At 33.6% G+C, this 12,530-nt stretch carries 13 protein-coding genes and 1 tRNA gene; 12 read left to right on the top strand and 2 right to left on the bottom strand.

Features of this window, described 5'->3' with window-relative positions; all coding sequences use genetic code 11:
• Positions 1–140 precede the first annotated feature (140 nt).
• The 6 genes from J0J35_RS06410 to J0J35_RS06385 all read left to right on the top strand — a co-directional run bounded on the left by J0J35_RS06410 (position 141) and on the right by J0J35_RS06385 (position 5,250).
• Positions 141–1,133, top strand: a complete 993-nt coding sequence (locus tag J0J35_RS06410) for an aspartate-semialdehyde dehydrogenase (protein WP_206916240.1) — start codon at positions 141–143, stop codon at positions 1,131–1,133.
• Positions 1,130–2,443 carry an aspartate kinase gene (locus J0J35_RS06405; protein ID WP_003134269.1) on the top strand — a complete coding sequence of 438 codons (1,314 nt, stop codon included), beginning with the start codon at positions 1,130–1,132 and terminating at the stop codon, positions 2,441–2,443. Before J0J35_RS06410 ends, J0J35_RS06405 begins: the two co-directional genes overlap by 4 nt.
• A 23-nt stretch (positions 2,444–2,466) precedes the next feature.
• Entirely contained in the window at positions 2,467–3,600 is a 1,134-nt protein-coding gene (locus J0J35_RS06400; protein WP_117517736.1) for an N-acetyldiaminopimelate deacetylase, read from the top strand.
• Between the two features lie 466 nt (positions 3,601–4,066).
• Positions 4,067–4,240, top strand: a complete 174-nt coding sequence (locus tag J0J35_RS11665) for a tyrosine-type recombinase/integrase (protein WP_370569280.1) — start codon at positions 4,067–4,069, stop codon at positions 4,238–4,240.
• A 563-nt stretch (positions 4,241–4,803) separates the two neighbouring features.
• Positions 4,804–5,004 (top strand): cold-shock protein, encoded by a 201-nt coding sequence (locus J0J35_RS06390; protein WP_014025161.1) that lies wholly within the window; start codon positions 4,804–4,806, stop codon positions 5,002–5,004.
• A 172-nt stretch (positions 5,005–5,176) separates the two neighbouring features.
• A tRNA-Met gene (locus J0J35_RS06385) sits at positions 5,177–5,250 on the top strand.
• A gap of 32 nt (positions 5,251–5,282) precedes the next feature.
• Here the strand turns inward: J0J35_RS06385 and J0J35_RS06380 are convergent.
• Positions 5,283–5,621, bottom strand: a complete 339-nt coding sequence (locus J0J35_RS06380) for an MmcQ/YjbR family DNA-binding protein (RefSeq protein WP_017368468.1) — start codon at positions 5,619–5,621, stop codon at positions 5,283–5,285.
• Between the two features lie 1,550 nt (positions 5,622–7,171).
• Between J0J35_RS06380 and J0J35_RS06375 the strand changes: the two genes are divergently transcribed.
• Both J0J35_RS06375 and J0J35_RS11805 read left to right on the top strand, forming a co-directional pair.
• Complete coding sequence (locus J0J35_RS06375; RefSeq protein WP_014025159.1) at positions 7,172–7,372, top strand: cold-shock protein; 201 nt, start codon at positions 7,172–7,174, stop codon at positions 7,370–7,372.
• A 404-nt stretch (positions 7,373–7,776) separates the two neighbouring features.
• Positions 7,777–7,911 carry a putative holin-like toxin gene (locus J0J35_RS11805; protein WP_370569279.1) on the top strand — a complete coding sequence of 45 codons (135 nt, stop codon included), beginning with the start codon at positions 7,777–7,779 and terminating at the stop codon, positions 7,909–7,911.
• A gap of 331 nt (positions 7,912–8,242) precedes the next feature.
• Here the strand turns inward: J0J35_RS11805 and J0J35_RS06365 are convergent, their stop codons facing one another.
• Complete coding sequence (locus J0J35_RS06365; RefSeq protein ID WP_206916236.1) at positions 8,243–8,830, bottom strand: hypothetical protein; 588 nt, start codon at positions 8,828–8,830, stop codon at positions 8,243–8,245.
• Between the two features lie 314 nt (positions 8,831–9,144).
• Between J0J35_RS06365 and J0J35_RS11745 the strand changes: the two genes are divergently transcribed.
• The 4 genes from J0J35_RS11745 to J0J35_RS06350 are packed head-to-tail and all read left to right on the top strand — an operon-like array spanning position 9,145 to position 12,306.
• On the top strand, positions 9,145–9,279 hold the full coding sequence (locus tag J0J35_RS11745) for a hypothetical protein (protein ID WP_255538626.1): 135 nt from the start codon (positions 9,145–9,147) through the stop codon (positions 9,277–9,279).
• Between the two features lie 47 nt (positions 9,280–9,326).
• Positions 9,327–9,635 (top strand): hypothetical protein, encoded by a 309-nt coding sequence (locus tag J0J35_RS06360; RefSeq protein WP_206887820.1) that lies wholly within the window; start codon positions 9,327–9,329, stop codon positions 9,633–9,635.
• 13 nt (positions 9,636–9,648) lie between these two features.
• Positions 9,649–10,467: a hypothetical protein gene (locus J0J35_RS06355; RefSeq protein ID WP_206916235.1), complete on the top strand. Its 819-nt coding sequence runs from the start codon at positions 9,649–9,651 to the stop codon at positions 10,465–10,467.
• Positions 10,468–12,306, top strand: a complete 1,839-nt coding sequence (locus J0J35_RS06350; RefSeq protein ID WP_206916233.1) for a C47 family peptidase — start codon at positions 10,468–10,470, stop codon at positions 12,304–12,306.
• Positions 12,307–12,530 lie beyond the last annotated feature (224 nt).

Below are 12,530 nucleotides of genomic sequence, written 5' to 3'. Positions count from 1 at the left end.
TCAACATACATGATGCTTCGTACGCTATTAATAAATGGAGTATATCGTCCATGCACTCCAAATAACGCCAAAGTTATTTAACTTTAGAGTGTACAAACTTTATCTTCGAGTATCTTATATCCAAAGAAGAAAGGATAAAAATGAAAAAATATAATATATGTGTTGTGGGTGCAACTGGACTTGTTGGTCGTACTTTTCTCGATATTTTAGAACAAAGAAATTTCCCAATTAAAAATTTGAAATTATTAGCCTCAAGTCGTTCAGCAGGTTCAGTTTTGTCTTTTGCGGGTCAAGAATACGTAGTTGAAGAATTAACGGCTGATTCATTTAACGGTTATGATATTGCCCTTTTTAGTGCTGGCGGAGATACTTCTGAACAATTTGCCCCAATTGCACGAGAAAAAGGGTTGGTTGTCATTGATAACTCATCAGTTTGGCGTGAAAATCCTGAAATTGGCCTGATAGTTCCAGAAATTAACATCCAAGATACGCAAATGAATAAAATCATTGCTAATCCAAACTGTTCAACGATTCAATCTGTTTTACCGCTTTATGCTTTGGAGAAAGCCTTTGGTATTTTACAAGTGAACTATACAACTTTCCAAGCAGTAAGTGGAAGCGGACAGAGAGGTCGTGACGATTTACTTCGGACACGTCAAGGCAAAGCACCAGAATTTTATCCATATAATATCTCTGAAACAGCCCTTCCTGAAATTGATGTTTTCTTTGAAAATGGATATACCAAAGAAGAGATGAAAATGGTCAATGAAACACGTAAAATCTTACATAAGCCAGAGTTGGCTGTTTCAGCAACTTGTGTACGTGTTCCAGTAATAAACAGTCACGGTGTGAGTATCCAGGTAATATTGGATCAGCCTTTCACGCTTAGCGAAGTTCGTGAGGTTTTTTCAAACCAAGAAGGTATAACTCTTATCGATAACCCTAAAAATCATGAATATCCAGTTTCAACAATCGCAAATGGTAATGATAATGTTTATGTTGGACGTATTCGTGAAGATTTGGCGCAAGCAAACAGTTTACTCTTTTACTGCGTAGCTGATAATATCCGTAAAGGCGCAGCATTAAATGCAATTCAAATTGCGGAACATATGATCCAGGAGAATTTAATTTGACATTAACTATTGCAAAATTTGGCGGTTCATCCTTATCTACAGAAAGCCAATTTCAAAAAGTAAAAAATATTGTCAGCCAAGATGAAACGAAAAAAATTGTCGTTGTTTCAGCGATTGGACGTAAAAATCCATCTGATGATAAGGTTACCGACTTGCTCTATCTCATTGCGGCTCATGTGAAACACGGTGTTTCTTACCAAGCACTTTGGGATAATTTAGTCACTCGATTTGTTGCAGTCAAAGAAGAATTGCAGCTTAAATACGACATCTTATCACATTTAGAGAAACTTAAATGTGAGCTGGATTCGGGTCAATTTACAGAGGATTATCTGGTGAGTCGTGGCGAGTATTTTACAGCGCATCTAATGGCGGAATATCTGGGCTATCAATTTATTGATGCGGCTGAAGTAATTTCCTTTTCAGGTAACGGTCGTATCAATTTGGAAATGTCAAAACGTTTGTTGCAGGAACAATTCTCTGGAATTGAGAGAATTGTTCTCCCAGGATTTTACGGTGCTTTCCAAAATGGAAAAATCAAACTTTTGAGTCGTGGTGGTTCAGATATTTCAGGCGCAATTCTGGCAAGCTGTTTAGGTGCTGATAAATATGAAAACTGGACAGATGTATCAGGTGTAATGATGGCAGATCCGCGTATTATTAACAATCCAGCAACGATCAGTGAATTGACTTATGAAGAGTTGAGTGAATTGTCTTATATGGGGGCAAGTGTGCTGCATGCTGAGACGATTTATCCGATTCGTGAACTCAATATTCCTTTGCATATTAAAAATACGAATGCTCCAGACGCAGAAGGCACTTTGATTTTGGCAGAACACCGTACGCATACGACACAAGTTTCAGGAATTTCAGGCAGAAAAAACTATGTTTCGATTAATATTGTCAAAAATCAAATGGCAACAGAGGTTGGTTTTTTACAACGTACTTTGAAAATTTTTGATGATTATCATTTGAATATTGAACATCTCCCTACAGGTATCAATCAAATCGGAGTTATCGTCGAAATGGTTGAAGTAGAAGAGATTTTGCTTGATTTACTGGACCGCCTAAAAAAAGATTTGAAAGCAGATGATGTCACAGTCAAAGAAAATATTTCGCTTTTGACAGTTGTAGGTGAAGAAATTATACGCTCAGCAAAAGTTACGAACAAAATTTTTACAGCACTTGCTAAAGAAGATATTGATATTGAGCTTATTACACAAAGCCCGCGTGGAATCAATATCATTATCGGTGTTGCCAATAAGCATTATCAAAGGGCTTTAGTCGCCTTATATGAAGAATTGACAACCTAAAGGACTTAATAAGGAGGTGTAGAGTGCCTTTTACAAATGAAGAATTGCTTCAAATACGTCGGGAATTGCATGAAATTCCTGAGCTTGGTATGGCAGAATTTGAAACACAGGCTTATCTATTAGATAAAATACAGCAAATGATACAAACAGTTAAGCATGTCAAAATTCGAACTTGGAAGACAGCCGTTCTAGTCAAAATAACAGGATTTGACTCAGACAAAATTATAGGCTGGCGTGCAGATATGGACGGGCTTCCAGTTAATGAAGAAACAAATTTAGAATGCAGTTCAAAGCACCAAGGAAGAATGCACGCTTGTGGACATGATATACACATGGCTGTAGCACTTGGTTTATTAAAAATTGCTATTGAAACGCCAAGTAAAAATGACCGTCTTTTTCTTTTTCAGCCCGCTGAAGAAAATCTCTCAGGCGCAAAACTTTTATATGAGGCAAACGTTTTTGAGGATTGGTTACCGGATGAGTTTTATGCACTTCATGTTCATCCAGAACTACCTGCCGGACAACTAGCAACGAATAATCACACTTTATTTGCAGGAACTTGCGAGGTTAGTATTAAGTTTACTGGAAAAGGAGGCCACGCAGCGTTCCCCCAGAATAGTAATGATATGGTAGTTGCTGTGAGTCATTTTGTAACGCAAGTGCAGACAATTATCTCGCGAAATGTTGGGCCAATGGAAAATGCTGTTGTGACTTTTGGAAAGATGCGTGCTGGAATGACTAATAACGTGATTGCCAAAGAAGCGGAAGTTCACGGAACAATTCGTACCTTGACGAAGGAAATGAACGAACTGACACAAAAACGTATCACACAAATCGCTGAAGGTATTGCGCAATCCTTTGACTGCCAAGCGGAAATTATACTAAAACAAGGAGGTTATCTCCCTGTTATTAATAATAAAAATCTTGCAGACCAACTGATGTCTTTTCTGAAAGAAAAGCCAACAGTTAATTTTTCAGAAATTTCCCCCTTGATGACAGGGGAGGACTTTGGATACTTATTAGATAAAGTACCTGGTGTGATGCTCTGGCTCGGTGTTCAATCAGATTATCCCTTACATCACGAAAAGATGTCTCCAAAAGAAGCAGCTATAATGCCTGCAGTGGAAGCGCTCAGTGCCTGGCTAGCTACTCGATAAATTTCTTTACAACTGTTGGTATTAAACCGGCAGTTTTTTTGATGGTAGTTTATAGTATCGATGGATTCTTAATACTTTTAGTATTAGGAATGAGTAAAACAGAAATATTGAAGCAGAAGGTATTTCAAACTTTTATTCGATAAAGGTTTCTACCGTTGGAAACAAAATTTATGAAATAAAAAAGTCAAATGCTTCATATAAGGAAATTATTTTAGAATAGGTGGGCCTGTATCGGTACCAGTATTTGATGAATTTTTAAAAATAAAAGACGAGGAAAAATACAGATAAAAATGATATAATAAGTATGTTTTTTATTCTGCACTTTTTCCAAAAGAAAAGGCAGAGATATAAAAGTTGAAGATATAAAAGTAGGAACTTTATAGTCATAAACTCGATAAATAACTTTCTATCTTTTAAATATTATGGAAAAGAAACTAGGTGAGATAAGCAATTCTCTTGCCATTGTATGCGCCACTCTCATATTTCATTATTAGCAGAAATGGGAATAAACCAAAAAGTGGTGATGCAAAGAGTTGGTCACGCAACATCCACTATTACCAATAATATATATACTCATGTCACACCTAATATGTCTAAAGAATTAAACCAAAAAATGAATAGAATTAACAAAATTTCTTAAGCAAATTCGGTGGGCAAAAAGTGGGCAGAATAAAAATTGATAAAGGTATAAAATAAAGAACCGTTATTTAACGGATTTTTATTATGTGTGTATAAAGTTAAGTCTCACTTTTTTATATCATTATGTTATCGGAGATATTAGTGTTATACTAAGTTCGTTGTAGGTCGATGCTTATGTCAAAAATTTGTACTTTCCTACGACTTATAAAATATCTAGCTATAGAGTGTAATCTATAACTGGATTATTTATCAGAAAGAGGCATCTCTCACATATCGGATGTCTCTTTTCTGTATGATTAGGCATTATACAAATATTTTAATATACATGGGTACATAATAATTTTAGTATATTAGAAATTTTTATTGTTTATATATTATATTTTAAAAGTCAGTGAGTTTCTGACTATTGGCATTTAGTTCATGAACGAAGATTTTTTATGTCAATTTGACAAAAATGAATAAGCGTGATACTATGTACTAAGTAAGTTTAGTCAAAGTTATATATTTTTAAATGTTTTCTTTAACCATAATGATTTACAATCTAGTTGAAAGGAAATATATACTATGACAAAAGGAACAGTAAAATGGTTTAATGATGCCAAAGGATTTGGCTTCATTACAGCTGAAGATGGAGTAGATGTGTTTGCACATTTCTCAGAAATTCAAAGTAACGGCTTCAAAAAACTTGAAGAAGGTGAAAAAGTTACATTTGATATGGGCGAAGGTCAACGTGGACCACAAGCAACAAACATCAATAAAGCATAATTAAAAAAGTCACTCTAAGAGTGATTTTTTTGTAGTCAAGAAGTATAAATTAGGGAATGAGAGAAAAGTGTGTTACAATGAGTGAGTCAATTGGATACATCTACGGAAGATCTAGCTTGTTAGGTTATAGCGTGATTTAAATAAGTGATTTAAATTTCTTCTGTTTTATTAACGCGGGATGGAGCAGCTAGGTAGCTCGTCGGGCTCATAACCCGAAGGTCGTAGGTTCAAATCCTGCTCCCGCAATTAGAATAAAATTCTGCTTCGTCAGGATTTTTTTATTTTGTTAGATCATTACTTTTATTAATCATTTGAATGAGACCATCATAGGTAAGATCAGTATTGTTCACATTTATGGTATTCCAATGGGTTTTATTCATATGGTATCCCGGAAATACTCCTGCTATTTGTCTAGCCTCCTCACCGTGTTCTGGACTCAGCTTTAAATCAATTAATAGTTCGTTATCTTTTTCAAAGATTAAAGCTATAATTTTTTTATTAGATTTTTGTCTAATGGTTGTCCAAAGTATTTTTTCACGATTATTATTGTTAAAGGGATAGTCTTCATAGGAGTTCGTTATTTTTAACACCAAGTTGATAAGTTCTTGTTTTTTCATTTTTATCTCCTTATTGCTTGGTATTATACCATTATTTAAGAGAAATTTTGAGGTTTTAATTGTGTTTGTGACTACTTTTTTGAATTTGTATAAGTGACTAAGATTTTCAAAATATATTTATATTTTGATATAATACTATTGGCAGAAATAAAAAAATGTTAATAAATATATATCATGAAACTACACCTTGCCAGTGTAGTTTTTAGTTTAATTTAAGTTATTGAAAATAGAATAAATGAGTCGAATCTTTTTCATAAGTACCTCATTTGATGGTGCTTTTTTGTATCATTAGGTTAATGAGACTATTAGTGTTATAGTAAGAGTGTTCGTAGGCGTTACTTCACTGCCACGAAGTTTTGACCTCAAATACGGACTCTAGTTATGACGAGAAATTATAACTAGGCTATTCATCAGAAAAGACACCTTCGCATATTGGGTGTCTTTTTGTGAAATTCGTATAGTCAAACTATTATGCTTTATTTATGTGTCGGACAGCTACACAACCACTAACAATTGAGAGAAGCTTTAATTACTGTTTTGTGTCTGTCTTAGACTCTTGTTATGTATAGATGTATATCAAGAGGCTTTTATGTTTAAAAATAATAAAGTATTTTTAATAATATCTGTGAAAATGAATAGAATAAATAAGAAAAGAACTCTTTTCATTATTGTTTTTTCTTAACCTATAATTTATTTTTTCCTCTAAGCAAATATAAAATGAATAATCAGATTTTTTTAGTATCTGTTTTTTTTAGGGGGGAATATGATATACTTTAACTATCAAACAATACAGGGGTAAAGATGCCACCATATGATTATGAGTTTTATCGAAAAAGAAAACACGATCCAAAATGGAGAGTTTTTTATCTGAAGTTAAGAAATAAAAAGATATTAAAAAGAACAATGGTATATATTGTAGTAGTTATAATGTTGATAATTTTGGGTTTATTTATAAATTATATTGACGAATATAAAATTTCTTTAAGAGATTTTAATTTAAAAATCCTCAAAAATTTCTTTAACCATTACATAGAATTATCTAAAAAACTATTTTGGACCGTTATTGATAAAATATTTCATACATTACAACGGAAATGGCAGTAAAAACATCGGATAGAAGTTTATTCTATATGATTAGGTGTTAATCAACTATTTTGTTATACTTGAATTACCGTCAGGTATGAAACACTCACCATACAAACTATTTACAATCCCCGTGGGAAGTGAGTGTTTTCTTTTTAAAATAAAAAGCTTTCTACTTGCGTTGGAGCTTTTTATTTTATATTATGTATTTACTATCAATTATGCTATAGTTGACTTGTGTCTCCTTGACATATAAGACCGATTCTTCGTATGTGGATTTCTTCAAAAGTCAGTTGAGTTTCTGACTGTTGGCATTTAATTCATGAACGAAGATTTTTTATGTCAATTTGACAAAAACAAATAAGCATGATACTATGTACTAAGTAAGTTTAGTCAAAGTTATATATTTTAAATGTTTTCTTTAACCATAATGATTTACAATCTAGTTGAAAGGAAATATATATACTATGACAAAAGGAACAGTAAAATGGTTTAATGATGCTAAAGGATTTGGCTTCATTACAGCTGAAGATGGAGCAGATGTGTTCGCACATTTCTCAGAAATCCAAAGTAACGGCTTCAAAAAACTTGAAGAAGGCGAAAAAGTTACATTTGATATGGGCGAAGGTCAACGTGGACCACAAGCTACAAATATTAATAAAGCTTAATTGTAAGGCACTCTTTGGAGTGCTTTTTTTTAACCAAAGCCCAAGGGAGAGTACTATTAGTCTTAAAATATATTGGCGAAAAAATTGTGCTTCTAGTAAGCAGGCACTCTTATGGTTTGAAACGCATAGAATTGCAATAGAATGTATCGAGATCACAAAAATAACTCATAACGAATTAATAAAACTATTATTATTAACGGATGGTGGGTTTGATGATATTTTAAAAATATGAGTTAACGTCGTCAACTCATATACTCGGTTATTTGCTTTTTTATTTCCCCTGAAGTATAGAAAAACTGCAAGTCTTGATGGCTTGCAGCTTATATTTTTGGTATAATCTAAAACAGAGAAAGTTTATAGCGGATGGCTAAGTATAGAAAGAGGGGTGATGCCTATGAGTATAGGTGTTTCCCTATCAAACTAGAAAGGCTAGATTTTTGAGTGTTTCAGACAGCTTAACCTTGGTGATTGCATTTGCAAGCTTCATTGTTATGTTGCTCAATCTCATTATTGTGATTGTAAAGAACATAAAAAAATAGACCCGCTAATACTTTTGGCTAAGTAGGGTCTATTTTTTAGATGAATTTAGTCAACCGTCTTAAACGGTCTCTATGGAGCTTGTTAGTAGCAAGCTCTTTTTTCTTTACTCTTATTATAACATACTCACATTATTTCTCAAGTACTTTAGATAGTATTTGCAATATTTCCTTTAGAGAAACTTTTATCGATTTGTATCTTTTGGGGTCAGTACACTTTTGCTAGTTAACGGTTCCTGAACTTTTTAGTGCCACTGACTTTTACTTGGCTACATTGGACTTGTTTGCAGCAAGTTCTTTTTCTTTACTTAAATTATATCATATTATGTCGTTGCTAATTCAACCACTGGGAATTTAAAAATTCATCCCAAACATAAGAGACATCAGATGTTTTTGGTTCTTCATCAATAATTATTTCTTGTATTGTTCCTGCCTCTTCCTTGAAAATATAAGATTTCCACTGGGCTTTGTTATTATCGACTCGGTTAATTGTGGTAAACCAATAAAAAGGAAATTCTAATTCATTTTTTTCTATTTTCTTTTCTACCCTTAATTCGAATCTTCTAATTGAGTTAATTACACGATTTTGGTTACTATCAGCATCCCATAAAATGAGCACCTCAGGCTTATCATTATCTATATAGCAATTGGGTATAAGATGACTGCGATCATAACGGTTTTTAAATTTTTCAACAACTATATTAGTTTTTCTTATATAAGCATCTATTGGGCGAACAGAAACACAAAATTTTCTTTGTTTTATCTTTTTTCTATATTTATCTTTTTTTTCTGTAATTAATGCTGCAGCTTGTACAGTGCTTTCATCATGAAAAACAAATATTTTATTTTGGAGAATATTAATTTCTTTATTTATAATTTTTTCTTTACTAATCTTGTTATTTATTTTAACTATTTTACCCAATATCATCTCCTAGGTTATTATTCATAGTTTAATCCGATACTTCTATTTTAAATCAAAATCAAAAAAAAGTATACTGTTCAGAAAACCTCCATTTTCTGAACATTTTTTTATATCAAAAATTCACCAATAACAATGAAACTTTAATCCTTGTTTATGCGCTACATACATATTTTCTTGAAACTCTTGTGCATGATATTAAAACTTTTTCTACATATAAATAAATTAGTCTAAAATTAAATAGTTTGTTTAATTAAATTTTTGATTTTGTGAAAACGTCAGCTTAAAATAAACTTAATAGATTTTAAGGAGATGTTATGAACAAAAAATTACTACTTACGAGCTTCCTCACCCTTGGTGTAATCGGTGCAGGAACAGTTACTTACGGCTCACTTACTTCAATGCACAAACTCAACAAGAGGTATCTTCCCCAGAACTTTCTTCGAGTGTAACCAACTCAGAAGTAGAGAAAAAGATACAAGAATCTACAGATACTGAAATGAGTTCATCTGAAGATCTTGAAACTCCAAATATCTCAAAAGAAACAAGTGAAACTCCTGCGGCTTCTCAAACTAAAGAAAATCCAGTGTTGAATCAAGATGAAAAGGAACAAGAAGAGTTTGCAGAAGAAGCCGTTAAACAAGATTTTTACTTGGAACAACCGGATGCTAATGGTACACTTAGCTATGTAAAAGCTACAGATGAAACAGTCAAAGAATTGATGGATGAAACAAATAGTGATAAAGTAGGCATTTATCAAGTCGTTTTTAATGGTGAATTAATCTCCGTTTTAAGTAAGTTAGATTAAGGCAGGGAGTATTTTGAAAATTAAACATTTACCTATGAAGCTTGGAATTATTGCTTCTACTGCAATTCTTCTTGCGACTGCTACAGTTCCTAATGCTCTTGCTTTTTCAGTTACACAGAACAATACGTCTCAGGATGGTATATCTGTAAATATCAAGCAGATTAATGAACTTTCTAAACAAGATCTTCTGAATCCAGAAGCAACGCCTTCACAAATTTTGGCACAAACTGTTGCAGCAGTCGTCTCTCACGATCCTGCTGGTCCAAATGGGAACTTTATTGAAGTATTAAATGCCAGTGATGTGCTAAAATATTTCTATCCCAAATATACTGCAGAACAACTTAGAGGGGCAACAATCACACCTAAACAGGCCGTTGAGTGGCTTCATACTAAAGGATATACTGCAAGTATTATTGATCGTCCTCTTACAACTACTGAAATAAAAGCACGTTTGGATAAATCTGAACCAATCATTACAGTTTTTGATAATGCAAATGCGGACAGCTGGCTTTGGAAAAACTATGCCGGTGTACTCTATGCTCACGATGATGTTGAAACAGGAACTGCTGAAGGTAAATTGCACGCTTCTTTTATTAAAACAATAAACTTTGGAGAAGCAATTGTCAACGATGGTCAAGAAGCTCAAGAAATCAAGTTTCCTGAACTTCAAAACTCAACTGACCCAAACCAGGCTGCTGCTCAATATAAATGGGTTTCTACAATAACAGGAATTAAACGGGATCCATCATGGGAAAATGCACAATCCATTAAAGGAGATAAAGCAAAAGGTGTTTTTGCTTCTAAATTAACCAAAGCAGGAACACAATCTTAAGTGGACTTTACAGATCCAGCGATTACAAAACTCTTAAATAAGTATCCTGCATCTGCAAAAGAGCATAAAACAAAACTTGCGGCTGTGTCTTTGATTAACCTCTATGAAGATGCACAACATCAAAAGACAGTAAAAGATTTGGAAAGTTTCCTTAAAATTGCACCTACAACTTTTGTGACTTCTCAACAAATTATTGACTGGTATAAATACTTAGGCTTTGACTTTGATGTTTATAAAGGACGTGCACCGATGGCTCTAACAAAAGCCATCAATGATAAAGGTCGCCTCTACTTGACACTATTTAAAGCTCAAGATGCTAAAAATAAGGAACAAAATACTGCTACTTTAGGAACTGGTTATCTGAATGATAGCGCTAATGGTTATCGCCCTTATTGGTCTTCTGTTAAAGCAGAAGATACTCTGTCACCTTATTACAATACACCACTTACAGCTGCAGGTTTGAAGAAACAACAAGAGTTAGCTAAAAAATTCCAATATACGAACGTTCAACGCGTGAAGGGAACATGGCCTGTCGAAAAAACTACCTACAATGAAGAGATGACACTTTACAACATCCGCTTAAAAGGTTCCCCAAATGATTCAGGTATTACAACACCACCTACTTCATCTATAACTACTCCGCCTACAAACTCAAATATCAAACTCAATACAACTGCAAGCTATAAAGATAATTCTAATTTCCATGTTAGGGAAACTCAAGGTCAAGAGCCTTGGTGTACAAGTTATGTTCAAGCAAGTGCAGTTAATACTATTGGTAAAGCGCCACTTAATCATACAGCTGATAAAGGAGCAATCACCACTGCCAAAAAACTTATGCAATTAAGTTATCCAGGTACGTCTGACTCTGATCTTTCAAAAATGAGCGGTAAAACAGTTCAAGAGGCTTTGAAAAATTTAGAAAAAAACTATCAAACAACGGCAACAATTGAAGAACGGACGTTAAGCTTTGCGGAAGTTAAGAAGGAAATTGATGCTGGTGGAATCGTCTCTATGGATGGTTATGATATTGATTCAACAGATAAACCAGGAATTGGTGAGAATCTGGGACACGAAGTAGCAATTGTAGGTTATGTGACTCCAACTTCAGGAACACAAACACCATACTATGTCGTTTGGAATCCTTGGTGGAATTCAACTTTTTACTTATCTGCCAATGCTAAAACCTTTAACCTTGGTGGTGTAAAATACAAATGGACTCGTACATGGCATAATTGGAGAAAAACGTCTCCTGCTTCTAGTTCAGTTCAAAGCATTGATCCAAAAATTGCGGATAAGAAAGTTGCCAGCACACCAAATCCAATGGCTTTGAAAGAGAATACAGAACTATCTTTAGATTTAGCAAGCCCTGGTGCATTTACAAGTAATCTTCAATACTTCAGTAATAAGCAAGATATTTTCAGAAAAAAAGTGTCACAGATGGGTGCAATTAAAAATGTATATGCACCAGGGTTTGGGGACATCTTTGGATATGCTATTTCTAGAGATTATAACAAAAATTATATGGAAGTTCATCATAACAGAGGTAAGAAAACTGTATCCTATGGAAATGGTGCAGATTTTGCAAAAGATGTAGATGACCTCTTAGGTATCGGAGATACACTCCTAACTGTAGGAGCAATTAGTATTGCTACCTTAGCAGCTTCAATAGCAATAGCAATCACATTCCCAGAAGCTGCTGTTATCATGTCTTTCCTTCAAAAATTGGGAATAACTGCTGTTGGGATGTCACCCTTTGCTGCTGCGACACTAATTTTAAAGTATGTTAATACTGTACACTCTACAAGGTCTCAATATGATTCTCTTAGAAGTCTTTATTAATATTGGAAGGTATTACAATGATTATATTAATACAAGTGTTACTTATGGCTATACCTTTAATTATATATGTCTTTGAAGATAATAAAAATAAAAAATATGGCTCTAGACTAAATGGAGTAGAAGTAGTTAGGAGGATTTTTAGCTACGGTAGCTTATTATTAATAGTCTATTCACTTATTGGTTCTATCTTCCTTTTGTTCTTCTTCATTTTCAATCTATCTTTA

Source organism: Lactococcus sp. LG606 (genome assembly GCF_017309645.1).
Classification (GTDB): domain Bacteria; phylum Bacillota; class Bacilli; order Lactobacillales; family Streptococcaceae; genus Lactococcus; species Lactococcus petauri.
Note: the sequence above shows the minus strand (reverse complement) of the source record. Positions and strands in the feature narration are given on the sequence as shown.